The 24,181-nt window shown below is 54.5% G+C and carries 22 protein-coding genes, 1 tRNA gene and 1 riboswitch; of the genes, 18 read left to right on the top strand and 5 right to left on the bottom strand.

Going from position 1 to position 24,181, the window contains the following annotated elements; genetic code table 11:
- Positions 1 to 3: 3 nt before the first annotated feature.
- The 5 genes from ACY1JZ_RS19600 to ACY1JZ_RS19580 all read right to left on the bottom strand — a co-directional run bounded on the left by ACY1JZ_RS19600 (position 4) and on the right by ACY1JZ_RS19580 (position 5,491).
- Positions 4 to 1,365: a cryptochrome/photolyase family protein gene (locus ACY1JZ_RS19600; RefSeq protein WP_462630618.1), complete on the bottom strand. Its 1,362-nt coding sequence runs from the start codon at positions 1,363 to 1,365 to the stop codon at positions 4 to 6.
- Between the two features lie 160 nt (positions 1,366 to 1,525).
- A complete protein-coding gene (locus tag ACY1JZ_RS19595) occupies positions 1,526 to 2,029 on the bottom strand; it encodes a C40 family peptidase (protein WP_270167352.1) in 504 nt (167 codons plus the stop codon).
- A gap of 5 nt (positions 2,030 to 2,034) precedes the next feature.
- Positions 2,035 to 2,201, bottom strand: a riboswitch (cyclic di-AMP (ydaO/yuaA leader).
- Positions 2,178 to 2,330, bottom strand: coding sequence for a hypothetical protein (locus tag ACY1JZ_RS19590; protein WP_462630616.1), 153 nt, complete (start codon positions 2,328 to 2,330; stop codon positions 2,178 to 2,180). (Overlaps the previous riboswitch by 24 nt.)
- Before the next feature lie 253 nt (positions 2,331 to 2,583).
- Positions 2,584 to 3,405: a hypothetical protein gene (locus tag ACY1JZ_RS19585; protein WP_462630614.1), complete on the bottom strand. Its 822-nt coding sequence runs from the start codon at positions 3,403 to 3,405 to the stop codon at positions 2,584 to 2,586.
- A 10-nt stretch (positions 3,406 to 3,415) separates the two neighbouring features.
- Positions 3,416 to 5,491, bottom strand: a complete 2,076-nt coding sequence (locus ACY1JZ_RS19580) for a M1 family metallopeptidase (protein ID WP_462630612.1) — start codon at positions 5,489 to 5,491, stop codon at positions 3,416 to 3,418.
- Positions 5,492 to 5,648: 157 nt separating this feature from the next.
- Between ACY1JZ_RS19580 and ACY1JZ_RS19575 the strand changes: the two genes are divergently transcribed.
- From ACY1JZ_RS19575 to ACY1JZ_RS19490, 18 genes are all read left to right on the top strand, one after another.
- Positions 5,649 to 6,161 (top strand): YwhD family protein, encoded by a 513-nt coding sequence (locus ACY1JZ_RS19575; RefSeq protein WP_462630610.1) that lies wholly within the window; start codon positions 5,649 to 5,651, stop codon positions 6,159 to 6,161.
- 229 nt (positions 6,162 to 6,390) lie between these two features.
- On the top strand, positions 6,391 to 7,044 hold the full coding sequence (locus tag ACY1JZ_RS19570; RefSeq protein ID WP_462630608.1) for a TetR/AcrR family transcriptional regulator: 654 nt from the start codon (positions 6,391 to 6,393) through the stop codon (positions 7,042 to 7,044).
- Positions 7,041 to 7,847, top strand: a complete 807-nt coding sequence (locus ACY1JZ_RS19565) for a DUF4097 family beta strand repeat-containing protein (RefSeq protein ID WP_462630606.1) — start codon at positions 7,041 to 7,043, stop codon at positions 7,845 to 7,847. The genes ACY1JZ_RS19570 and ACY1JZ_RS19565 overlap by 4 nt, the downstream gene beginning before the upstream one ends.
- Positions 7,848 to 7,874: 27 nt before the next feature.
- On the top strand, positions 7,875 to 8,336 hold the full coding sequence (locus ACY1JZ_RS19560; RefSeq protein ID WP_462630604.1) for a ribosomal maturation YjgA family protein: 462 nt from the start codon (positions 7,875 to 7,877) through the stop codon (positions 8,334 to 8,336).
- 151 nt (positions 8,337 to 8,487) lie between these two features.
- Positions 8,488 to 8,574, top strand: a tRNA-Leu gene (locus tag ACY1JZ_RS19555).
- A 198-nt stretch (positions 8,575 to 8,772) separates the two neighbouring features.
- Entirely contained in the window at positions 8,773 to 9,483 is a 711-nt protein-coding gene (locus tag ACY1JZ_RS19550; protein ID WP_462630602.1) for a stalk domain-containing protein, read from the top strand.
- 244 nt (positions 9,484 to 9,727) lie between these two features.
- On the top strand, positions 9,728 to 10,423 hold the full coding sequence (locus ACY1JZ_RS19545; protein ID WP_462630600.1) for a response regulator transcription factor: 696 nt from the start codon (positions 9,728 to 9,730) through the stop codon (positions 10,421 to 10,423).
- A 3-nt stretch (positions 10,424 to 10,426) separates the two neighbouring features.
- Complete coding sequence (locus ACY1JZ_RS19540) at positions 10,427 to 11,671, top strand: sensor histidine kinase (protein ID WP_462630598.1); 1,245 nt, start codon at positions 10,427 to 10,429, stop codon at positions 11,669 to 11,671.
- Positions 11,672 to 11,775: 104 nt separating this feature from the next.
- The gene (locus tag ACY1JZ_RS19535; protein WP_462630596.1) at positions 11,776 to 12,462 is read left to right on the top strand and encodes an ABC transporter ATP-binding protein; all 687 of its coding nucleotides are present in this window, start codon (positions 11,776 to 11,778) and stop codon (positions 12,460 to 12,462) included.
- Positions 12,459 to 15,116, top strand: a complete 2,658-nt coding sequence (locus ACY1JZ_RS19530) for an ABC transporter permease (RefSeq protein ID WP_462630594.1) — start codon at positions 12,459 to 12,461, stop codon at positions 15,114 to 15,116. Before ACY1JZ_RS19535 ends, ACY1JZ_RS19530 begins: the two co-directional genes overlap by 4 nt.
- 64 nt (positions 15,117 to 15,180) lie before the next feature.
- On the top strand, positions 15,181 to 15,540 hold the full coding sequence (locus tag ACY1JZ_RS19525; protein WP_462630592.1) for a DUF4180 domain-containing protein: 360 nt from the start codon (positions 15,181 to 15,183) through the stop codon (positions 15,538 to 15,540).
- A gap of 488 nt (positions 15,541 to 16,028) precedes the next feature.
- Complete coding sequence (locus ACY1JZ_RS19520) at positions 16,029 to 17,267, top strand: stalk domain-containing protein (RefSeq protein WP_462630590.1); 1,239 nt, start codon at positions 16,029 to 16,031, stop codon at positions 17,265 to 17,267.
- 182 nt (positions 17,268 to 17,449) lie between these two features.
- Positions 17,450 to 18,451 (top strand): beta-ketoacyl-ACP synthase III, encoded by a 1,002-nt coding sequence (locus tag ACY1JZ_RS19515; protein ID WP_462630588.1) that lies wholly within the window; start codon positions 17,450 to 17,452, stop codon positions 18,449 to 18,451.
- On the top strand, positions 18,441 to 19,646 hold the full coding sequence (locus tag ACY1JZ_RS19510) for an ATP-grasp domain-containing protein (RefSeq protein ID WP_462630586.1): 1,206 nt from the start codon (positions 18,441 to 18,443) through the stop codon (positions 19,644 to 19,646). The genes ACY1JZ_RS19515 and ACY1JZ_RS19510 overlap by 11 nt, the downstream gene beginning before the upstream one ends.
- Entirely contained in the window at positions 19,643 to 20,635 is a 993-nt protein-coding gene (locus tag ACY1JZ_RS19505) for an NAD-dependent epimerase/dehydratase family protein (RefSeq protein ID WP_462630584.1), read from the top strand. Before ACY1JZ_RS19510 ends, ACY1JZ_RS19505 begins: the two co-directional genes overlap by 4 nt.
- Positions 20,632 to 21,486 (top strand): MBL fold metallo-hydrolase, encoded by an 855-nt coding sequence (locus ACY1JZ_RS19500; RefSeq protein ID WP_462630582.1) that lies wholly within the window; start codon positions 20,632 to 20,634, stop codon positions 21,484 to 21,486. The genes ACY1JZ_RS19505 and ACY1JZ_RS19500 overlap by 4 nt, the downstream gene beginning before the upstream one ends.
- On the top strand, positions 21,483 to 22,808 hold the full coding sequence (locus ACY1JZ_RS19495; RefSeq protein ID WP_462630580.1) for a F390 synthetase-related protein: 1,326 nt from the start codon (positions 21,483 to 21,485) through the stop codon (positions 22,806 to 22,808). The genes ACY1JZ_RS19500 and ACY1JZ_RS19495 overlap by 4 nt, the downstream gene beginning before the upstream one ends.
- Positions 22,805 to 24,157 (top strand): GNAT family N-acetyltransferase, encoded by a 1,353-nt coding sequence (locus ACY1JZ_RS19490; protein WP_462630578.1) that lies wholly within the window; start codon positions 22,805 to 22,807, stop codon positions 24,155 to 24,157. The genes ACY1JZ_RS19495 and ACY1JZ_RS19490 overlap by 4 nt, the downstream gene beginning before the upstream one ends.
- Positions 24,158 to 24,181 lie beyond the last annotated feature (24 nt).

Genomic DNA, 24,181 nt, shown 5'->3' with positions numbered 1-24,181 from the left:
AAGCTACTGAAGCATGAAGCGGTATACCTCCATGGCGCGCGCCCGAGATGCCTTCAAGTCAACGATTGCATCGGGCCTGGGAAGATGAATCTCACGGTCAGACAAGTGGCCAAGCTCGGGCAGCCAGCGGCGGATGTAGTGGCCATGCGGGTCATGGGCGGCAGATTGAGAGCTTGGGTTCATAATGCGGAAGTAGGGAGCCGCATCGTAGCCAAGGGAGGAGCTCCACAGCCAGCCCCCGCGGTTGAGGATATGGTCGTAATCCGACAACTGCAAGCGGAAATACTGTTCCCCAAGTGTAAAGGGACAGAGCAGGTTCTTCGTCAGAAACATCGCCGTCACCATGCGGAGACGATTAGGCATCTCGCCCGTCTGATTTAGCTGCGCCATAGCGGCATCGATGATCGGGATGCCTGTCCTGCCTTGCGACCAGGCAGCAAAGTGCGTCTCCTGCAGTGCGGAGAAGTCATACTGCTGCTCTATTGTGAAAAATCGCTCATTATGAATCGCCTGATACAGATAAAAATCACGCCATGCCAATTGGCGAATCCACGCTTCTCCGCCAGGCTGCAGAGACGCTGCCTCATAGGCCTCGCGGACGGAGAGAGCCCCGCTGTTCACATAGCGGGAGATGCCGCTAGTGCCTGGCTCGGCGAAGGCATCCCGGCTCTGGTCATAGCGATGCAGCCGCTCGTGGATGAAGCTCTGCAGAGCCTGTGCTCCGCTGCATACTGTCCGGCCGCCTGCCATGACGCGCTGCCTGGCTGCAGAGCAGGCAGCCTGAATGGGAGCGGGCAAGCCGAAGGCCTCCAGCACACTGGCCTCCAGCTCAGCAACCGTATGCAACTGCTTCACCGTGATGCGCGCTCGCCCCGGATAATGCTGCTGCATGAAGCTGCTCCACTTGCGGTAAAAGGGAGTGAACACCTTGTATGGCTCGCTGCGTCCCGCATAGTCCTGCAACTGAGACAGTGGCGCAAGCGGCAGGTCATCCAGAAAAACAGCGGGAATCGAACGGATGGTTGCCGCCTGCGTCAGGGCGGCATCCCGTTGCCTGGCGTAGGGTGTATAGTCAGCATGTGCGACGAGGCCTTGAACAGGGTAAGCATCCATTACGGCAGCGGCGACTGCGCTTGGCTGTCCCCAGAGTAGGTGCAGTGTCTGTCCCGCCTGGGCATAGGCATGCTCCAGCAGGACGGCGTGCTCCAGAAACTGCTGCCCACTATGTGCCACCAGCCGCTCGGCGGTGAGCAATTGCGGGTCGAGGATGAGCAGATGAATGCCGGGAAGTCCGCGGCGATGAAGAGCGTCGAAGGCGCGCAGATCGTAGGTTCGCAGATCCTTGCGGTGGATAAATACATACATGAGCGTTGCTCCTCCTGGTTAAGATGGTGCCTGATGGCTGCAGGCGCGGTGAGAGCGGGCAGCCGCGATATAGCTAACCGCCTATAGGGTGCGTTCGCACACAAAAAGAAAACCGCAAAGCCTGAGGCTGCTGCGGTTTCAATATAAACAATGCAAAGAATTAGTCCGTATCTCCGCTGGTGTCAAGCACTTCATCCGAAGGCTCGTCAGCATATTTTTCAAACGTATCAGTGTCCATCACGCGGCGCGCGGTCACGTAACGCTTGACATAGTAGGATTCGCTCAGCTTGCTGATGGTTACACCTTTGCTGGACGAGGAGTGGGCGAACTTGCCGTCTCCTACATAAATTCCTACATGGGAAATGCCTTTTCCGCTTGTGTTGAAGAATACGAGGTCGCCAGCTCTCAGATCATCCTTGTCCACTTTCTTCCCGATCTGAGCTTGGGAGGACGAGGAACGTGGCAGATCAAGCTTGAACTGTTTGAACACATACGAAGTAAAGCCGGAGCAGTCGAACCCTTTGGTTGTCGTGCCGCCGTACTTGTAAGGTGTACCGATCAGTTCGTCAATCGCATCATCCATCTTGGAGTTTGCAAATGCGGAGCCTGCCGAGAAGGACATAAGGACGAGCAGAGCTAGCAGGGACAGAACGGCTTTCTTCAAAACAAAAAAACTCCTTCCGATGCCTGCGAGGTTAGCTGTGGGGTTCGGTCGAAGGCTCCCTATGATACCCTCAGGCCAGCGCTCTATCTTCTCTTGCTGGTCGGGATCAATTCACCCAGAGTGGTTCCCCCGCTCCCTGACCGGTTCATCAGGGATTCGGCAATGTGTTAGTCGGCGGGGCGGGCTGCAAGGCAACATTGCGCTGCGGCTCGCCCACGCCAGGCGTGCAGAGGTACAGATGACTGATGTGAATGAAGAACGGACCATCTGCACTTATGTACTCGCTATGTATTCGCTTCAATCGCCACTTTTCCTGCTTTGTTCACACAATGTTCACATTTTTCCTGCAACTTATTGCGGCTATTTGACGTATTATGCCGCCAGCAATCAGTGATTTGGCATCATCGTGGTTGATTCGCCCGCCGCGCGAAATTTGTCGAATCGCGCTGCTCTGTCACCCTCCGGGAGAATGCAAAAAAGTTGGATGAAAAACGATCGTTTTTCATCCAACTTATTCATTTGCGATCGGTTAGACATCCGTCCTTCTTAACGTGTTACTCGCTGTGCTGACGGCTCTGCCACGCCTGATATTGGGAAGCCATCGTCCACACCTTGAGCAGCGACCGAATCAGATAGAAGGCCTGGTGAAGGATTAAGGCGAGCAGGCCCGCCCAGATCATCGATACAGCGGAGGCAACCAGCGACAGCAGCAGGCTTACTCCCAGCAGAGCAAGCGAGATAGCTGCCAGTGGCAGCAGCGACTGCAGGGCGGAGGTTATCGATGCGCTCCAGCCTCTGCGGGCGACGATGCCGAACTGCGCGGCGCGGAACAGCAGATGGAGCAACCCGCCCCACAAGAGCCAGCCGCATAGATAGGGCAGAGCGTTCAGCAGCAGTTGTTCGCCAGAGCCGCTCGTATGCAGCAGTCGGGAGGCGACCGGCAGCAGCCACCATACCGGGGCAAGCAGCAACGCCATCTCCGCGGCATAGAGCGCCATCATGGGCTTCCAGACTCGGCGGATGCCCCGAAGAAAGTGCGTGCCCCGGTCATCGCATGTATGGTGCAGCGAGTAGGCGAGCCCGGCCTGAATGAATGGTGTGAGCAGCATACGCGCGGCCAGCAGCCCGACCAGCATCCATAGATAGGGCTCGATGATCTCGGTCTTGGTTAGTTGGAACTGCGCCTCCAGCAGAAACAGACGGACGGAGCTGTTGTCCGACATCGAGTCCGGGTACCGCTTGAGCAGGGGGATGACTACAGATTGTACAGCGCGGTAGAGGAAGAAGCCCCACAGCAACTGATACAGGAACAGCATAATAATGACAGGGAAATGCTTCAGCGACAGTCTCCAGCCTTGCAGCAAATGCTGTTTCATCTCTCTCACCTCACCAGCTCAAGGAGCCTAGCAGCCCCTCGATCACTTTGACGATGCCCAGATTCCAGCGGGTGCTCGAAGACTCCAGCACCTCGGACTTCAGGAAATTATTGATACGCTTATTGTCCAAGACCATCGTGTGCTGCGGGTCAACGACAGCGAAGGCGAGCGGCGCGGTATGCAGCAGCTTGAATTGAATGTGGCTACTTGCGCCATCCCAGGCCTTCGAGAGCGCCGTCCCGTCCTTGAACTGGAATAGAATAGGGATTTCTCCGTAATCGCCGCCGTTTTTGCGAATGACGACGATGGATTCATACATGTCAGTGCGCTGCTGCTCGGCAGGCCGTACCTCGATCGATTCCACCGAGAAATCTGCGGTCAGGCTGCCATAGACGTATTGGCGGAAATAATCATCCCATTTCTTGCGTGTAACCTGTTCAAGGGTTTTCTGAAAGTCGGCTGTAGACGGGTGCTTGAATTTGTATTTTTGAAAATAGGTTCGCATTATTTTGCGCATCGTCTTCTCGCCAACCTGCTTCTCTATATCGACCAGCACCAGCTTGGCTCGCATGTATACATTTTCCGCATAATGCTCATGATCGCGGTAGGACCATGAGAGCAGCTTGAGCGGGGCCGGATGGGTCAGGTAGCTGGCCTCGACCAAATGCTGTGGGGCAACGCCATATTCACTCTCCATGACCTTATCCTCGGAGTAGGAGGTCAAGCCTTCATCCAGCCATGCCTCTTCGAATTCATTGGTGGCCACCATCCCATACCAGTACTGATGGCCGATCTCATGAACAATCACCCGCTCCAGCTCATAGCCGGGGTTGTCGGTGTCGGCCTCAAAGGCGGTGACGAGCGTCGGATACTCCATACCGCCAGCGCCGTTGCCTCCCTTGGGGGGGACGACGATCGACAGGGTGGAGTACGGGTATTCGCCATACCACTGGGCATACTTGGCCAGCGCCGACTTGGCGGCATGCAGGTAGCGGTCCTTGAGATTCTCGTGCAGCGGGTCGAGATAGAGCTTGATTCGGACGCCAGGTACGCCCGGAGCAGAATACGGCTCCTCGGCATAGATGAAGTCCGGCGAGGCCGCCCAGGCAAAGTCATGCACATCATCTGCATAGAATTGGTAGGTTTTGGTCTTCCCGTCATCGGTCGCCGGCTGACTGGGAAATCCGGTGGCGGCCACGGTATAACCGGAAGGCACACTAATCTTGACGTTATAGATGCCAAAATCGCTATAAAACTCCGAATTGCCGTGATACTGATGAATATTCCAACCCTCTTGAGCGCGTCCGCGCGTACCGGCTGTCTCGAATTTGGCTAGCTTGGGGAACCATTGACCAGCCATAATGAAGTCGCCCGCATAGCCCATACGGGCAAAGACCTGCGGGAGCTTCACCTGAAAGCCAAGGCTCAGCGTAATGGAGGCGCCTGGAGGCACTGGCTCCGGCAGCCGCAGCTTCGCCAGGGTACGATCCTGCTCATTGCCATCGTCGGGCTGTACATAGTGAAGGCGGGGGAGCAGGCTCTCGCCCTCGGTCGTCGTCAGCGATTCCAGCTTCATGAAGCCATAGCTGCCAGCGGTTGCCTTGTCCTGCCGCAGCTTGCCGCCCGACTCGCGCATGAAGGTCGTTCGTGGAGATTCAAAGGCATTCGGATACAGATGGAAATACAGCTCGGACACCTCCCGCTTGCCCGGATTCGTCCAGGTGACGGTCTGCTGCCCATGCAGCAGCTTCTCATCGTTGTGCAAATGCACATTAATATGATACTCTGCAACGCGAGTGCTCAGCGGCTCCGGCTTGGGCGGGGGCACGGGCTGCTCGGTAACCGTGGCTTCAGCCATACGGGAGGCAGGTGGGGCAGGCTCCGGCTTGGCTGCGGCCGGGAGAAGCTCAGGCTTCGGGTGGAGCATGGTGCTGTCGGCAAGGCTTGAGGCGGGCGGGGCTGCGGGCGCGAAGGCATACGTATAGGCAGACTGCCAGGCGTCGCCAAACCCCTGCTGGAGTGAAGCTCCGATGAGTATGGCCATCAGGATGGCGGCTACTATTCCTTTGGTTCGGCGTGGGATCATTCGTCTATTACCTCCCGTTGACAAGCATCTACAGCATGTATATGTTGGCTTTTCACGGAATATTAGCTAAAATGGAATTATTGTGAGGACAGCCTGCGGCCTGGACATTCAGGAACCGCAGTGGCATATACAATGCAAGGGGAAGGGTGTGTCTGTTATGACGGAGCAAGGCAACCAGCCGGAGAAGAAGGAGAAGAAGTCACTGGCGCTCAATGTCGTCAGCAAGAAGGAGCATAAGGGCTTTGGCGCAGGCTCGATCGATCTGAATTCGGTATCCTGCATTATAATAGATGGCGATGAAGCTTACATCGATATTGGCGCGATGCATGCGAAGAGCAAGGTGGAGCGCGGCATCAAGTTCAGCACCAACCGTGAGGACGTTCCGAATGGACGGCAGTGCTGGATCGTCTGGGTAGCTGTTGATCGTACAGAAGAAGGCTCCTACTATGCCGGTGCGACTGCATGCGAGATGTGGATTGATTCCGAGGCGCGCCGCGGCTGGAAGATTCTCGCTGATCATGTCAATCGTCTCGACTATGCGATCAAGCGTCGCATTCTCGTGGATAACCTCGGCGATAAGGAGCAGGGACTGCTGCGTGATCTGCTGATGAAGCATAACGAGGAGTGGTGGAGCCGCTCTGCAGCGCTCCAGGAGGCGCTCGGGGGCTGATCAGCGTCATCATCTGCCAGATACGGCGGATGCACCGGGCTGAACACAGGTGATAGGACAGGCATAGCCGTGATAGCTGCCAGATGGCGGCGATCACGGCTTGTTTGACAGAAAGAGCAGACCCTGAGATGGCGTGCAGTCACCGCTCGTCGCACACCGGGTTGACATAGCGGCTGGGAATATGCAACTATTATTCATACCAACGGTCGGTATGAATGGGAGTGACGAGATGGCACGAAACAAGTTTCCGGAGCAGACGCTGGAGCACATCTTGGATGTGTCGGCAAGGCTATTTACGGAGAAGGGGTACGAGAAGACGAGTATACAGGATATTATCGCCGCGCTCGGCATGTCCAAGGGAGCGATCTACCATCACTTCAAGTCGAAGGAGGACTTGCTGGCGGCGGTCATGCAGCGGCAATTTGATGCTTCGGCGGCGCTGCTGGAGCAGCTTGTGCGCGAGCTTCAGGCTCCGACAGCACGTGAACGTATGGTGTTGCTGCTGGAGGGTCTGCTGGCCGACGACAAGACGCATGCGCTGGATGCGGTATTGGGCGCGCAGATTCATCAGCCTTCATTTGTTGTGTCCGGGATGAAGCAAGGCGTGATGCAGGATGCCCGGATTATCGCTGGGCTGATTGAAGAGGGGAATCGGGACGGCTCATTGCATTGCCCATTCCCGGAAGCATGTGCAGAGGTCTTCATGCTGCTGATGAATATATGGGCCAATCCGGTGCTGTTCCAACGACAGGAGCAGGATACCGAGCGGCGGCTTGTCTTCCTGCAGGAGCTGATGAAGGGGATGGGGGCTGATGTGATGAGCGATGCGCTGATCGCTCGCATGCTGGAGCGACATCGAGCTATGGGGGGATACGCCACATGAAGGATGCTGCACAGATGATACGCAAGGAATGCCGCTTCGAGCAGATCGACCAGTTGGAGCTGTCATGGCTGACAGGCGAAGTGTCCATCCTCCCAGCAGAGGGGGCATGTCTAGAGGTGGTGCAGCGAGCAGGGCGCGGATTCCCTGAGCGGCTGCTGCTGCGTTGCGAGGCGAGCGGGAGCCGTCTATCCATTATCGATGGCAGACAGCGGTTGCTGGGCGTCGGACTGCATATGCAACCGACGATGCTGGAGATTCATGTGCCGCGCCGTCAGCTCCGCGAGCTCGCGATCCAGTGCACAGGGAGCCGACTCCGCATCGAGTCATCGCAGGCCGATCAGTGTGAGCTGCACCTAAGATCGACCCGGGCAGAGCTGTCTGGCCATGCCGGGCGGCTGAATATTCGCGCGACTGGCGGACGAATCGAAGGCGAACGTCTTGACTGCGAACAGCTCGGATTGCAGGCCATCTCTACGAGCACCAGGCTGCAGGGCAGCTTTGCGGAGCTACAGCTCAACTGTACAGGACGCGGCGTCCTCGTTGGTTCCAATACCGCCCCTCGGCGAATGGAGATAACTGCGACTGGAGCCAAGGTAGAGGTAGCGATACCGGACAATGACGGATTCACGATTCATGCCGGCAAGCTGCCAGGGAAGCTTCATAGCGACTTTCCCCTGAAAGTGTCCGAGAGGGAGCAGGGGGTCAGTCCTTCGCGAGGAATAGGGCGCGTCTATATGAATGGCTCGCGAAGCTATATAATGAATGTACGCGGTGGACAGATCAGGCTTGTCCGAAAGCCATAGGCAATCTGTAGAAGAGAGGGCGAAGGGATGAAGGGGGAACGTGGTGAAGGTACGATGACGGTTCGTCAGGCAGCAGAGCGCGGCGAGCTGCAGCCGGGGATATGGAGAGCGCGTCTTCTCTATATGGTGGTCACCTTGCTCATCATGGCTGCAGGTCTTGCCTCCAGGCGGTTCAGTGCGCTGCTGCCCGATTGGCTGGCAAGCCATCTGGGCGATGCACTGTGGGCAGCGATGGTGTATTATGGTATCCGTTGCCTGCTGCCGCGACATCGACCAATATCCTGCCTGATGCTCGCCTTCTGCTTCAGTTATGCAATTGAGTTTAGCCAGCTATATCAAGCGGAGTGGATTCTGGCACTGAGGAGGACAACACTTGGCGCGCTTGTGCTGGGACATGGCTTTTTGGTGGCGGACCTTGTCCGTTATGCGGTGGGTATCCTGTGTGCTTATGCGGCCGACGTGATCGCAAGGCGGCTGAACGAAGGCTGAGACGGGCATCAGAGAGATGGACGGGGGTGAACCTTGCTCTTCCAAAATATTTTATGAAAAACCCTTGCTTTTTTTTCGTATATGCGGTATATTCTTTATTACGGTGATGCGATTCAATCGCCGAATGCTCTACAATATAGAGCACCTATATGCGGTCGTGGCGGAATTGGCAGACGCGCTGGATTCAGGTTCCAGTGGTAGCAATACCGTGGAGGTTCGAGTCCTCTCGACCGCACCACTTACAAATGAACGAGCTCTTGAATGGTCCATGTGACGGTTCAAGAGCTTTTTTGCATGCCTGGAATGTGCAAGGTGTTGCTAATGACCTGTGCAGATAAAACTTTTGAACTGTAATCATATATGATATTGTATATATAATTCTCTTATTTTACTTTTTTATGGGAATCAATTCACTCATATAAGGAGAGGTTGACTTTTGACGAAGAAATGTGCTCTGGTGGTTATTGCTGCTATGATTTTTGGTTTAACCGGTGCTGTTTATGCTGCCGATAGGATTACTATTTTAGTTCATGGAAAAAAAGTAAGCTCTGATGAAGTGAAAATTGAGAACGGAACAACATTTGTTCCGTTGCGGGTAATTGCGGAGAGCTTGGATCAAAATGTGACATGGGATTCAAAAACCAAAACAGTCACCATTGAAGAGAAAGAAAAGCAACAGTTTGTTGAACGTCTTGTTATTCAGAAAAATTGGGATATTTTTGTTGAGGAAAAGCCCGGAGACTCCGATGGAGCCAACCAAGCGCTTATTCATAATTTACAAACCATTTATGCCAAAGCATATAGGGGCTTTTTTGAAACATCTACGGGCGAACCTGAAATGAAAACCGAGGAAGACTTCAGCTTCATAAAGGAAAGCCTTGCAACAAAAGAAGGTTCAACTGATACGAATTTTAATTACGTGAGGCTCATTCAAAAACCATATATCCCCCAAACCGGTGAGAATGCTCCGCCACGAAAAGATTTAATCTTTTTCATTGATGTAACAAATCCAAAAGATCTCTATCTAGCTGTGCAACATCCTGAAAAGCTTAAGGAATGGAAGGTGTACCTGATCGAAGATTACGGCAACTGGTTTCAAAAAGAACTGGATACATACCTTTGGTCCACACGTGGATTTGTGTATTAGATTTAAGGAGAGCTCTTGAATGGTCCATGTGACGGTTCAGGAGCTTTTTTTGCATGTATATGTGTAGAATATCAATTAAGCATGCGACCTGATCGGAACGAGAGCTATGTGCTATGATCTGAGTAGAATTTCGCTATAATGATAGTGATGTCGGATGAATCGCCGATCAATCCCCCCATTCAACATATGCAAACGAATAGAAGCACACGATGCATGTAAAAATAATGAAAAGTCGAGGTGCATCATGAATCGAATATTACTTGTTGAAGATGATGAGCATTTGGTGTTTGGTATGGAATATACGTTAACGAATGAAGGATATACCACTATCGTTGCGGGTAGCGTAGCAGAAGCCGCTACAGCATTCAAGGAAAACGCCTTCGATCTTATTTTGCTAGATGTAAATCTGCCCGATGGTTCGGGGTATGACCTCTGCAGGGAAATCCGGAAATCGTCCCAAGTTCCTATCATTTTCTTGACGGCGCTGGATGAGGAGGCAAATGTGGTCGTAGGTCTGGATATGGGAGCAGATGATTATATGACCAAGCCGATTCGGACCAAGGAGCTTCTATCTAGAATGAAGGCTGTATTAAGGCGCAATCAAAAAACCAAAGACGAAGTAAATCGGTGGACAACAGGCGACATTGAGGTCCGGGTTCTTGAAGGCACTGTGTTCAAAGGCAAGCAAGAGATTCTGTTGACCGCGCTCGAATACCGACTGTTATTAATGTTAATCACTCACCCCAAACAAATCTGTAGCAGAAGCAGCCTGCTTCACAGTCTATGGGATGCGTCAGGAGAATTTATTGATGACAACACCCTTTCGGTTCACATCAGACGGCTAAGAGAGAAGGTCGAGGATGTTCCAGCTGTACCGAAATATATAACTACCATTCGAGGGGTCGGATACAAATGGAATGCAGATGTCATAGGACGATGAGCCATGATTGAAGTCGTTCGTAATCCAGAGTGGAAGTCGGTCGCCGGTAAAGTCATTGCACTACAAGTTGTGTTAGCTGTACTTGTGTTTATGTTTATGAGCCAGCAAGTCGGGCGGATCAATGAAGCCATCGTGAATCAGAATGCCGCGCTGATCGGGCGCGTTATGGAGAAGGAGCCGCAACTGGAGAATGAAATCATCCGCTTCATTACTCAGGGACCACAAGAAAGTGAAATCATAGCAGGCAAAAGGATGTTAGCACAATATGGGTACGACGACGCGATGTCAGTTGAAGACCAGCCCGCTCTTTCCGGTCGCTCATTGCCGATGATGACGACGGCTCTCGTATTGTTATTTGGTATCCCACTTATGTTGTTATTGCTTTGGGAATATCGCAAATTGTTCGGCAAGATCAGGACGGTCGCCGCCGCCGCGGAGGAGGTTGTCGAGCGTCAATTCGATAACCTGCTGCCTGAGAATGATGAGGGGGACTTTGGATATTTAGGCCGCAGCTTCAATACCATGGCGGAGAGGCTGCACAACAGCCTCGAACAATTGAAGCAGGAGAAGAGCTTTCTGCGCAACCTGCTCTCTGATATTTCACATCAGCTTAAAACACCGATCGCATCCCTCATTATCTATAATGAGAATTTACTGCATGATCCCCATATGAAGAAAGACATGCAATTGAAATTTCTAGAACGGAGCCAACAGCAGTTGGAGCGAATGGATTGGCTCATCATCAGTTTATTGAAGCTGGCTCGGGTCGAGGCGGGTGCAATCCTGTATCACAAGGAAGAGACTCGATTAAGAGAGCTGATTGAGGCTGCTGTACAGTCGTTGCGCCCGTTATCCGAGCAGAAGAGGCAGAGCATCAGTATCCGCGGCGGCGAGCAGACCGTCATACGGGCGGATGCGGAGTGGCTGACAGAAGCGTTTATTAATGTAATTAAAAATGCGCTGGAGCATACCCCGGAATACGGGGAGATCAGGATCGTCATGGAAGAAAACGCACCATTTGTTACGCTCAGCGTTCACGATAACGGAGAGGGTATTTCCCCGGAGGACTTACCTCATATTTTCAAACGATTTTATAGCGGGAGACGCACAACAAAGCCACAGAGCGTTGGCATCGGTCTGTCCTTAACCAAGTCCATAATTGAAGGTCAAGACGGTATCATAACGGTGGATAGTAAACCAGGAGATGGGACGGAATTCAAGATGGTGTTCATTAAAGGGAGCAGGTGAAGAGGAAGCTTACGGAAACGTAAGCTTCCTCTTCACTGTATCGTAAGCTTCGGCGCTTATAATAACAATCATAAACGAGAAACATAAGCTTGGGAGGGTTACAGGTGGAAATACTAAAAACGGTTAATTTATGCAAAACATATGGAAGCGCAGAAGCTAAGGTCGAGGCGTTAAGAAACGCAAATCTCTCCATTCAGAAAGGAGAATTTGTAGCTATCGTAGGGGCCAGTGGTTCGGGCAAGAGCACGTTAATGCATCTGCTGGGCGGGGTGGACCGACCGTCAAGCGGACAGGTCATCATCGATGGTACGGATCTTCATCATAAAAGTGAAGCGGAGCTGGCGATATTCCGAAGACGAAAGATCGGATTTATTTTTCAGTCTTATAATCTGATTCCGGTACTAACAGCAGAGGAGAATATCAAGTTGCCGATGTTATTGGAGAATAAGCAAGTAGATGAGACCTATACAGAGGAATTAATAGGGATATTAGGTCTCGCCAAGCGAAGGGGACATCTTCCATCCGAATTGTCAGGCGGACAACAGCAGAGAACGGCGATTGGACGTGCATTAATTAATAAGCCCTCGATTATCTTAGCGGACGAGCCGACAGGGAATCTGGATAGTAAGAGCAGCAAGGAGATTATGGACTTACTCACATTCTCCGTTAAGAAGTATCATCAAACATTGATTATGATTACGCATGACCTGAACATTGCCAAATCCGCAGATCGAGTCATCACCATCGGAGACGGCGTTCTTCGAGAGTCAAATGAGGTGAATGAACGTTGAAAAGCTATGCAGGTCTTACCGGAAAATATATCATGGGCCAGAAAAAAAGAGCGCTGCTCACGGTCATGGGTATTGTATTGTCGGTTACGCTGCTCACATCCATTGGAACCATCGGCCTCAGCTATTGGGATAAGTTAGTTAGACAAACGACCCAGGATTTTGGGGATTACCACGTTTCCATTAATGACATCACTGGAGAATTGGTCCCGAAGGTCATCCACAACGCTACCATAGCAAGCGCCGGCGTTGTCAGTAGAGAAGGCTATGCGGTCATTAGCGAAACCAAAGAGAAGGTACGGCAGGAAGACCCGTATGCTGCGCCCTACCGCTACTTGAATATCAAAGACTATGATGCGAATGCAATGACCATGCTACAGGTGCAGTTGGATTCGGGCAGGCTTCCAGAGACTTCCAAAGAAATCATCCTATCAACATCAAGTCTAGGTTACTTTCCTAATAAACCAAAGCTTGGGGACACGATTAAGCTTGATCTTGGAATCCGAGAGGTAGCCTCAACCGGAAAAGCCCTGAAGATTAACGGCCTTGGTGATTATGGCTGGAGTCTGGATGAGACCTTTCAAGCGCAATCAGAACGGGAATATACTGTTGTCGGCTTGATGGCGACACCGGCGACCGGGAATTGGTCTAGCAGATACATCTTCCCTGCGATCACTTTTGATGATAACACCACTATCGACAATCAGAATGCGTACTTTATTTACATCAAGATGAAATCGTTAGATGGGATCAAAGAAAAGACGGAAGGTCTGATGTCCACGTTAGCGCTGAGTCATGTTGAAGAAGACTCTGCCAAGCAGTTGGGCAGGGATTCTTCTTATGGAAATGTAAGAATTGAGTACAATAATGAGCTGCTCAAATTGTATGGCAAAAGCATCTATGAGGGTGTGAATAACAGCCTAACTCTGGTGCTCGTTGCAGTCATTGCGATTATTATGGTGTGTACGATTGCCGTCATCTATAATGCCTTTCATATTTCTGTACTGGAGCGGATTTCCCAGTTTGGGATGCTCAGATGTATTGGAGCAACGCCAAAGCAGATTCGTAAAATTGTGATGCAAGAGGGAGCTCTGTTGAGCTTAATCGGCATACCGATCGGTCTTCTCGCAGGAACCTTATTTATGAAGGTGCTGTTCTACAATATCAGCTTGTTAACCTTAGGCTTCTTAAACGATATGAGAATGGTCATCTCCATACCCATTCTGGTCGTTGCTAGTGTGCTCGGCTTGCTGAGCGTATACTTCTCTGCGATTGGGCCGGCCAAACAGGCTGCTCGCGTATCTCCTCTGGAAGCGATAAGAAACACGGGGAGCACGAAGGTTGAGCATATCAGACAGGTCAACAATTCCAGGCTTGTTAAAAGGCTGTTTGGCATCGCAGGGCAGTTTGCCAGCAGGAACTTGCGACGGAACAAGAAACGGTTCAGAATTACAGCCTTCTCCATGATTATCAGCATTGTTTTATTTATTGTCTTTAGCGGTGTGGCTGATGTCATGCGGCAAGCGACGCAGATTACCGGTGCCCAGTATTCCTACTCGCTGTTCTATGATAGTCCCACAGGAGGAATAGAGGATCCGGTGTACGAGCATATCGCTCAGCTTGATGCTGTTCAACAGGCTTACAAATTTTACAATAGCCAGCTGACAGCCATTATTCCTAAAGACAAGATTAATCCTAAATATTATGAGTTGAGTAAAAATCAATATACTGTGGCTGAAGAGGAGGGGTACCGAACGGATAATAACTTCCTTGTGTCTTACGGAAATAATGGTTTGGATGGTCTGAAATCCAAATTGAAGGCCGGGAAGATCGATAAGGAGACAATCAACCAAGAGAATGGTGTAATTGTTCAACAAAAGATAAGCATGACTACCGAAAGCGGCAAACAACTGATTATGGATCAAACCCAGTTTAAAGTCGGAGATCGTATCAGGATTGGCGTGATGGACGGAAAGCATAAAGAATCCCAGACGGTGACAGTGGTTGGAATCGTCGATGAGGATTTGCTGTCGAAGAAATATAATAGCAGTCAGGTTCTTACCTTCATCACGACTCCAGATGTATATTCTAAGATTACGGGGAGCGACGTATACTCCAGAATCTTCATTCTTGCAGATCCGAATGTATCCAACCTGCCTATCACGAATTATTTGAAATCATTAAATGAACAGGACGCCGGATTTAACTACCAAGATCGAGTGGCGGAGAATGCCAAGGCGCAAAACGACGCAATGACGTTCAGCATCCTGCTGTATGGCTTCATCGGGGTCATTGTTCTCATTGCGTTCTTGAACATCGTGAATACAGTCAGTACGAATCTGATTCTACGGACAAAAGAGTTTGGAGTTCTCAAGGCCATCGGCATGACTCAGCGAGAAGTAAGGAGAATGATTATTCTGGAAGGCGTATTTTATGGTTTATATGCCTCTGCGATCGGATTAATCATAGGAAATGCTCTTCATTATGGTTTACATTATCTATATTCCGGTACGATAGAGACGGCCTGGGAGATTCCGTGGTATAGTAATTGTATCGCTATGGCGGGTGCGATGATTACAACACTCGCTGCAACGATTTGGCCGATGCACAGGTTAAATAAAGTCAATATTGTCGAGGCATTTCGGCGGGAGAATTAGCACGCAGAGACGACCCTCAAGAGCCTATGGCTAGAAAGCAAGTAGAGGAAGAGGGAGGGCAGCCATGGAATACAAAGTCGTGAATCATGAAGGTGGAAGCTATGTGGAGGTGCTGTCGTCCCCAGTCCCGCTTCGTACCGAGCAGGATGCCGTGGATCTCGTTGCGTTGTGTATGGAGCATCAGGTAGACCTGCTGTTGCTGCATCGCAATGTTCTCGCGGAGGATTTCTATGCACTGCGGACGGGCATAGCGGGACAGATGATTCAGAAATGGATCAACTATCATGTGAAGACCGCGGCCGTCGCCCCGATCGAGCTGATACAGCAAGGCAAATTCAAGGAGATGGCAGCAGAGTCCAATAAGAGCAAGCACTTTGGCATCTTCGAATCGGAGCAAGAGGCAGAGCACTGGCTGATGCAATAGGCTCCTATTCAGGGGATGCTGCATCGGAAGGTATTGGCAATATAGAGTCGGATGTGTATACAGGGTCTTGCTACCCACATTGAAGCACCCCTAGGACTAGCGGGGTGCTTCTTTCTGTTTGGGCTGACTTCAGTCTAGCGTGATCCAACGGCGCTTTGCAGGATGTCCTCATCCAGCGCTGCCATTGCTTGTAGCATAGTGCCAGGCTTGCAATGGTCTTGTAGTCGGATGTTTTGCCTGCCGCTGGTATGGTTTCTATTGTTCTTGGGACACTTGCGCCACATTGATTATGGTTCTTTGGAACTTCATATACTAGGCATTAAGAATCAAAATCAATCGGATTTATGGTCATCTATTCCAGTCTATTTATAATAGAAGATACAAGGTAAGTACGGGGCAAGACACGACCAGGTGCCATGATGATGGAGCACAGCAGCAGATCTCTAGCAGACGCACAAAAATACGACCAGTATAGCGGGGAATCGTCCATGAAAAAAATCATCTACGCAATAATGAGCTTATTCATCCTGGCGGGGGCTGCAGCAGTGCCTGCTGTAGTGTCCGCTTCGCCGCAGGCTCTGTTGACGGCTGCTCCGGCAACGGTCACAGCGGATATATTGAATATTCGGGACGGAAGCAGCCTGGAGCATACGGTGGTTGCCAAGCTGGCGAGAGGCTCTGCTGTAACGGTGCTGGCAGTAGATGGAGACTGGTATATCGTTCGACTTCAGAATGGGAAGACCGGCTGGGCCTTCAGCGACTATGTGAGCATGTCGCAGCCTCTGAAGAGCACGGCGGGAACGGGGAATGCGCCGGGGAGCGGGCTGGGACAGTTCTATCGACTGACCTATAATGGCACCGAAATTTCCTTCCCTGATGCGCAACCATTTATGGATAGCCAAAGCCGGGCCTTGGTGCCGGTGCGATTTTTGGCAGAGCTGATGAATTTCGAGGTGAAATGGGCTGATCAGGGAGGCGTGAGCACCATTATCCTGGTAAGAGACGGCCTGCAGGTGGAGCTGGCACTTGGTGGGACGGCGGCTGTCGTCAACGGGACGGAGCGGTCGCTTGATGCGGGAGCCGTCATGATCAACAAGCGCACCTATGTGCCACTGCGGTTCATGTCGGAGCTGGCGGAAGTTCAGGTCGCCTGGGACGCTGCAACCAATACGGTAGCGCTGACCAGCAAGGCTACTACTGTCAAGCAGCAGCAGGATGCGGTACCTGCTGGAACCTGGTCGATCTTGTCTGCGCCTCGCGCAGGTGTGGATCAGGCCAAGGCATGGGCCAGGGCGAAGGGGGCCTCCGAGCTATTTGTGGACTTGGCTGATGTCGTCTGGAGCGAGGCCACTGCGGCAGGGGTAGACCCGCTGCTTGTCTACGCCCAGGCTGCCAAGGAGACCGGCTACGGCAAATTCGGCGGTGTGCTCGATGCCAGCTTCATGAACACCTCAGGGCTGAAGACCAATAACGGTGGCGCGGACAATGAGCAGTCGGCGCATCAGCGCTTCGACAGTTGGCAGGCTGGAGTTCAGGCTCAGGTGGATCATCTCGCGCTGTACGCGGGCGCTCCTGGCTATCCGAAGGCCAATTCGAACGACCCTCGCCATTTTCCTTATCTGCTGGGAGTGGCGACCACTGTCGAGCAGTTAGGGGCGAAATGGGCGATCAGTCCTACCTATGGTCTGGAAATTGTGCGTATGATGACGGAGGTTATAGAAGGCTAGCTATGATATACAGCTCCGAGGGCGATATGCTCTCGGAGCTTTGTTGTGTACACCGATGCTGGCTCCTGCCATCGATTGGCTGAGAAGACGGATAGGCAGGTGGGTGAATATGCAGTAAAATATAGGGACTATGAACATCAATACGATACACGCTCGGCTGTGATCGTTGGGAGAGGGCATGGATGCAGCTTAGAAAAGTGAAAATTATCGGCACGGGAAAATATTTGCCGGGGCGAATGGTAACCGATGAGGAGTTGGATCACAAGCTGAATGCTGCTGCGGGCTGGGTTGGCAGCATGACTGGCGTCGGGACAAGACATTATGCGGAGGATGGCGAGACGGCCTCTGCGATGGGAGCCCAAGCGGCAACCGCTGCACTGGAGGCGGCCGGTCTGGAGTTCGCGGACATCGACTGTCTCGTATGTGCGAGCGGCACGAAGGAGCAGCCGCTGCCCTGCACCGCCGCACTCATCCAGCAGGCGCTGGGCCAGGAGCATTCCGGCGTCCCTTGCCTGGACATCGACTCGACCTGTCTGAGCTTCATGGTCGGCATGGATGTGATGTCCTATATGATCGCGGCTGGACGTTACCGGCATGTGCTGATCGTCTCCTCCGAGATCGCTTCACGCGGACTCAACTGGGAGCACAAGGAGAGCGCGGCGCTGTTCGGCGATGGGGCTGCTGCAGTAGTGCTAGGCAGCGCTGCGGCATCGGAGCGCTCGGCCATTCTGCATACAGAGCTCAATACGTATAGCAGTGGGGCGCGGCTGTCTGAGATTCGCGGCGGTGGCTCTGCGCTACATGCCAAGCATCACACGGCTCTGACGGCTCCCGACTACCTGTTCCAGATGGACGGGCAGGGAATCTTCCGTATGGCGTCGCGGCTGCTTCCGCCCTTCGTGGACAAGCTGCTGGAGCGCTCGGGTACTGCGATGGAGGACTTCCAACTGGTCATCCCGCATCAGGGCAGTGCGATGGCGATGCGTCTGCTGCGCAAGAAGCTGGGCATCGGCGAGACGCAGATGATGGACATTACCCGCCATCATGGCAATACGATCTCCGCCTCCATCCCCATGGGATTGCATGAAGCGATCATCCAGGGAAGGATCAGCCGCGGTGACCGGCTGCTGTTGATCGGCACGGCAGCCGGTCTGACGCTGGGAGGAATGGTCATTGATTACTAAGCCGCTGCGGGTGCTTCTGACCGGAGGACGCGCTCCGGTCACGCTGGAGCTGGCACGGATGCTGCATGATGCAGGCTGCGAGGTCTATGTGGCCGAGAGCGCAGCCTATCATCTGTGCCGGGTGTCCTCCGCCGTCGCAGCCAGCTTCCGCGTGCCTTCGCCCCGCAGCGAGCGGGAGGGCTACATTGCGGCACTGACAGCGCTGATCGAGCGTTGTTGCATTCATCTCCTCGTCCCGATGTGTGAGGAGATTTTCTATATCGCCGAAGGGATAGCACGGCTTCCGCAGCATTGCCGGGTGCTGGCGGACAGGACGGAGCTGCTGGCGAAGCTGCATCACAAATACAGCTTCGCCTGCCTTGCGGAGCTTCACGGGTGCCGTGTGCCCAGCACTCGGCTTATCACCGGGGAGGCGCAGTGGCGGCATGCGGTGCGGGAAGCGCAGGATGGCGCGCTAGTGCTCAAGCCGGCCTACTCGCGGTTTGCAGCGCGGGTCATCATGCCACAGCAGCTCCGATGCTCTGCGGGGGGCAGACCCTGCCCTCCTGCTCCGCCGGGGCTGTCGCCCGCGCGAGCGTGGGTGGCGCAGCGCTATGTGCCGGGGAGGGCGATCTGCACGTTCTCGCTAGCAAGCGAAGGGCAACTGCTCGCTCATGCGGCCTATGAGAGCAAGTATAGGACAGGTGCTGTGGGCGCCAGTGTGCACTTCATGCAGTTGAATCATCCGAAGGCGCTGGCATGGGTTCGCCGTTTTGTGGAGGCGATCGGGCTGAGCGGGCATGTGGGCTTTGATTTCATCGATGGCGAGGACGGTGTACTGTATGCCATCGAATGCAATCCCCGGGCTACGAGCGGTCTGCATCTGTTTCGGCCGCTAGCTGAGCAATATACGGCGGCGATCCTGTCCGGGCAGCAGAGTGATGGGGGATTGCTGCAGCCTCCGCCGGGCAGCAAGGCGATGCTGACGCTGCCGATGGCTGCTTGCGGTCTCCGGCTCGCAGCACAGCCGCGTCAGTGGCGGGCTTGGCTTGACGCGTGGCGCGGCACGCCCGATGCCGTATATCGGCGTGGCGACTCGCGCCCGGCGTGGGAGCAACTGCGCATCGTAGCGGATGCGTGGCGACGCAGCCGGAGCAGCGGGCTGAGCATGACGGAAGTGTTAACGGACGACATAGAATGGAACGGTGAGCGATGACAGAAGTATTGGTAACCGGAGCGACCGGATTCTTGGGCGGGTATGTCGCCCGCAGGCTGGCGAAGCTGGGTTGGCGCGTCACAGGGATGGGACGGAGCTTGTCCGCAGGCCGCGACCTGGCTGAAGCGGGCATTGCCTTCGTCCCTGGCGATCTGCGTGATGCTGATGCTGTACACGCGGCGTGCAAAGGGCAGCGCTATGTCCTGCATTGCGGTGCACAATCCGCGCCATGGGGGGCGTATCGTGAATTTTACGGGTGCAATGTGGACGGGACACGCCATGTTGTAGATGGCTGCCACAGGCAGGGTGTCGAACGGATGGTGCATATCTCGACACCTAGCGTATATTTTGATTACCGTCCACGGCTCGATATTCGTGAATCGGACCCGCTGCCGCGCCGTCCTGTGAATCATTACGCGGCGACGAAGCTGCTGTCCGAGCAGTTGGCGCTGCAGGCACATGGCGAGAGACTGCAGACGGTTGTCCTCCGTCCGCGCGCGATCTTCGGGCCGGGCGACCAGACCTTGTTCCCGCGGCTGCTGAAGGTGAATAACGGCAGAGGCATTCCGCTGCTCAACAGGGGAGAGGCGTGGATTGACCCGACTTATGTCGGCAATGTGGCGGATGTGATGCTGCTCTGCTGCGCTGCTCCGGCTGCAGCGATGGGGCAGGTCTATCACATCTCGGGCGGGCAGCCGATGCTGTTCCGTGAGCTGCTGTCCGCATTGTTCGAACGGCTGGACATCCCGCTTCGCACTCGCTCCGTATCGTGGGAGGCTGTATATGCGGCAGCAGGGCTTCTGGAGCTGGCGCATCGGCTGATCCCGATGCTGGGCGAGCCGCTGTTAACCCGCTTCACAGCCGGTTCGGTCGCCGTCTCGCAGACGCTGGATAGCTCGCGGGCCCGCGAGCAGCTCGGCTATGAGCCCCAGGTGTCGACATTGGAAGGGCTGGAGCGCTTCGCCAGATGGTGGAGGGAGCAACGATGATCACCCGTCTTCCTGTCAAGCTGACGCTGCGGTCAGCCGGCTCCTGCCTCCATCCCGAGGCGCTAACCTTGCGCGGCGGTACACTGCGCCCTGTAGAGTTCCTGGCAGGCTATGCCTGTATCGAGCATCCATTGCATGGGCCGATTCTGTTCGACACTGGCTATAGCTCTCGCTTCTTCGCAGAGACGGCGCGGCTGCCAGCTTCGCTATATCGTCATATTACGCCTGTCCGCTATGAGGATCGGCAAGGCGCAGCCAGCCAGCTCCTCGCTGCTGGCATCGAACCGGAGCAAGTGCAGTATGTGGTGCTCTCACATTTCCATGCCGACCACATCGGCGGCGTTCGCGACTTTCCGCAGGCGCAATTCATCTATGCTTCCGCCGCTTATGAGGCAGTGCGCCAGCTTCGCGGGCTGCGCGCTGTACGTGCGGGATTTCTGCCTGGTCTGCTGCCGGATGATTTTGCTCGCCGCTCTCTTCCCTTCAGTGATGGAGAGGCTGTCGAATGCTTTGATGCAGACTTTCCCCTGCAGCGGGGCTGGGACCTGCTAGGAGATGGAAGCCTGCTTGCTGTCATGCTGCCTGGGCATGCGGCGGGCATGATCGGGCTATTCGTCTCCGATACGCAGCACGATTATCTGCTGTGTGCGGATGCGGTATGGTCCAGCCGCGCTTACCGGGAGCAGCGTCTGCCGCATCCGCTCGCAGGCCTGATCATGTCCAGTCGCAGGGACTATCAGCGCAGCTTCGCGCTGCTGACGGAGCTGCATCAGCGTTATCCACGGCTGCGCATTGTGCCTAGCCATTGCCGCGAGGCACTGGCGGCCTGGGGATCGGAGCAGAGCGAATGAGCGGAATCAGCAAGGCAACGATATTAAGCTATTATGCGCGCACGATGCTGCGCCGCCGCTGGAGCAGCCGCAGTGCGCTAGAGCAATGGCAGGAGCGACGCATCCTCCGCCATGTCGCCAAGGTGCGAGCGGCCTCCCCCTTCTACCGTGACTGGTGGAGCGGCATAAGGGACGAGGACTGGCGCAGCTTTCCTGTCATCGACAAGGCGATTATGATGGAGAACTTTGATCGGCTGAATACGGTGGGCATCCAGCGGGATGAGGCGCTGGAGCTGGCGCTGCGAGCGGAGCACACCCGCGACTTCCAGCCAACGCTGCGGGGCATCACCATCGGCCTGTCCTCGGGCACCTCGGGAAGCCGCGGGCTGTTCCTGGTGAGCCCACAGGAGCAGGCGGCCTGGACAGGCACGGTGCTCGCCAAGCTGCTGCCGCGCGGGGTCTGGCGTCAGGAGCGGCTTGCCTTCTTCCTGCGGGCGAACAGCAATCTTTACGAATCGGTTCGCAGCGGACGGCTGCAATTTGAATATTTTGATCTACTGGAGCCGCTTGAGCTTCATATCGAGCGGCTTCAGTCTTATCAAGCCGGGGTGTGGATTGCGCCGCCATCGATGCTGCGGCTGCTGGCGGATGCCAGGCGGCAGGGGCGGCTCACTGCCCGGCCACACCGACTGATCGGGGTGGCCGAGGTGCTGGACCCGCTCGACCGCGAGGTTATCGAGCAGGCATTTGCCCAGCCGGTGCATCAGGCTTACCAGTGTACAGAGGGCTTTCTGGGGGCGACCTGCAGCCATGGACGGCTGCATCTCAATGAGGATGTCGTCCATATCGAGAGGGAATACGTCGACCGTCAGCAGCGGAGGTTTGTGCCGATCGTGACCGATTTCTCGCGCTTCGCCCAGCCGATCATTCGCTATCGTCTGAACGATCTGCTCATCGAGGCGGAGCGGGCCTGCCCGTGCGGCTCGCCTTATCTCGCCCTGGAACAGATCGAGGGACGCTGTGACGATCTGCTCTATTTTCCTGAGGAGAACGGCACGCTGCTGCGTCCTGTATTTCCAGATTTCATCACGCGCGCGGTAATTGGCGCTTCTCCTGCGATCGAGCATTACCATGTCATCCAGCATCATCCGAAGAGTCTGGAGCTTCGGCTGCAAGTGCATCCCGAGAGCGCCGAGGAAGAGGTGCGAGCGCAGGTTGGCGTAGCATTATCGAGGCTGCTCGCGAGAATGGGCTGCTGCCTGCCGGTTATTCACTATTCGCCATACATGCCGATGGGCAGAGGAGCCAAGCTGCGCCGGGTGGAGAGGAGATTTCCGCTGTGACGGTTCAATGCACACTATATGACGAGCATACGATTGCGGATATGGTATGGCCGCAGACTGCATATGGAGCCTATGCCCGGGCCTATCTACTGCCGATGATCAGAGAAGCTTCGGCTTGCTATATTCATAATGTGGATACGCAACTGCTGATCCTGTCGGTAGACGGCATTCCGCTGCCTGTAACGGTCAATGACGGGCAATATGACAACTCATACGTCTGTTCACCGTATACTCATTATGTAAGCTATGCCCAGGAGGAATTGGCGTTGCTCGGCAGCAAGACAGCAGAGCGGGTGCTGTCCCGCCTACTGGATGGGGTAGGTGCGCTGATGCGGCGCGCGGGCTTCAATCGGGTCGTGCAGTTGAATAACTGGCTAGTATCGACCAACTTGTACCCGGCACTGTCGACGGAGCAGTGGATTGCCGCCGTCGATTGTCTGCGCGTCGCCTATCCGCGCCATACGCTGCTCATCCGTTCCTTGAATGAGCAGACGACTGGAGCCGAGCTGGCTGCGCTCAAGCAATACGGCTGTCGGCTGGTGCCGAGCCGTCAGATATACCTGCTCCGCCCGGAGGCTCCCCGAGGTACAGCTACCGGGGCTCGTTACACTGCAGGTAAAGGGGGCGATCTACTCACAGGGGAGAGAGCTGCCATGGGCAATGTATCAGGCTCCCCGATGCTGTCCGTTGATAGACGGCCTGCCGCAGGGCCAGCAGAACAGCAGTCCAAGGCTATTCATGCATCAGGCAAGCTCCAGCCCGGGGAGGTGACCCGCATACCGCTGCCAGATGCGAAGGCGCGGTGGCTGGTGAAGCGGGACACAGCCCTGATCGCCAGGCATGGCTATGAGATCGTCGGGCCGCAAGACATTGCAGAGCAGGATATACCGCGAATTGTGCAGTTGTACGACATGCTGTACATTGCGAAGTATTCGACGCATAATCCGCAGTTTACCGCTTCGTTCATCCGGCTGGCGCGGGAGCAGGGCATCCTCCAGCTCTACGGGCTGCGCAAGACGGGCAGACTCGATGCGGTGCTCGGATTCTTCAGCCGCGAGGGGGTCATGACGACGCCGCTGTTCGGCTACGATACAGGCGTGCCCCAGCAGATCGGACTGTACCGCATGCTGTCTGCTGTGCTGATTCGTCTGGCAGGCGAACGTGGGGAGCTGCTGCATGAGAGCTCGGGAGTGGGACAGTTCAAGCGCAACCGTGGAGCTGTCCCTGTATTGGAGGTTAGCGCAGTCTACGACCGACATATGCCGCTGGGCGTGCGGGCCAGTTGGTCGGTGCTGGAGCAACTGTTGAACCATGTCGGCGTGCCGCTTATTCGCAAGCTGAAGCTTTAAGCTCTAGGCTGTGATTGTTAATCG

This window comes from Paenibacillus sp. J5 (assembly GCF_054955055.1).
This window is presented reverse-complemented; position numbering and strand designations above follow the sequence as displayed.

Bases quoted from the DNA above. Each gene is read 5' to 3' on its own strand.
- ACY1JZ_RS19600 (WP_462630618.1), bottom strand. From the start codon at position 1,365: ATGTATGTATTTATCCACCGCAAGGATCTGCGAACCTACGATCTGCGC.
- ACY1JZ_RS19585 (WP_462630614.1), bottom strand. From the start codon at position 3,405: ATGAAACAGCATTTGCTGCAAGGCTGGAGACTGTCGCTGAAGCATTTC.
- ACY1JZ_RS19580 (WP_462630612.1), bottom strand. From the start codon at position 5,491: ATGATCCCACGCCGAACCAAAGGAATAGTAGCCGCCATCCTGATGGCC.
- ACY1JZ_RS19575 (WP_462630610.1), top strand. From the start codon at position 5,649: ATGACGGAGCAAGGCAACCAGCCGGAGAAGAAGGAGAAGAAGTCACTG.
- ACY1JZ_RS19570 (WP_462630608.1), top strand. From the start codon at position 6,391: ATGGCACGAAACAAGTTTCCGGAGCAGACGCTGGAGCACATCTTGGAT.
- ACY1JZ_RS19565 (WP_462630606.1), top strand. From the start codon at position 7,041: ATGAAGGATGCTGCACAGATGATACGCAAGGAATGCCGCTTCGAGCAG.
- ACY1JZ_RS19560 (WP_462630604.1), top strand. From the start codon at position 7,875: ATGAAGGGGGAACGTGGTGAAGGTACGATGACGGTTCGTCAGGCAGCA.
- ACY1JZ_RS19545 (WP_462630600.1), top strand. From the start codon at position 9,728: ATGAATCGAATATTACTTGTTGAAGATGATGAGCATTTGGTGTTTGGT.
- ACY1JZ_RS19540 (WP_462630598.1), top strand. From the start codon at position 10,427: ATGATTGAAGTCGTTCGTAATCCAGAGTGGAAGTCGGTCGCCGGTAAA.
- ACY1JZ_RS19525 (WP_462630592.1), top strand. From the start codon at position 15,181: ATGGAATACAAAGTCGTGAATCATGAAGGTGGAAGCTATGTGGAGGTG.
- ACY1JZ_RS19520 (WP_462630590.1), top strand. From the start codon at position 16,029: ATGAAAAAAATCATCTACGCAATAATGAGCTTATTCATCCTGGCGGGG.
- ACY1JZ_RS19515 (WP_462630588.1), top strand. From the start codon at position 17,450: ATGCAGCTTAGAAAAGTGAAAATTATCGGCACGGGAAAATATTTGCCG.
- ACY1JZ_RS19505 (WP_462630584.1), top strand. From the start codon at position 19,643: ATGACAGAAGTATTGGTAACCGGAGCGACCGGATTCTTGGGCGGGTAT.
- ACY1JZ_RS19500 (WP_462630582.1), top strand. From the start codon at position 20,632: ATGATCACCCGTCTTCCTGTCAAGCTGACGCTGCGGTCAGCCGGCTCC.
- ACY1JZ_RS19495 (WP_462630580.1), top strand. From the start codon at position 21,483: ATGAGCGGAATCAGCAAGGCAACGATATTAAGCTATTATGCGCGCACG.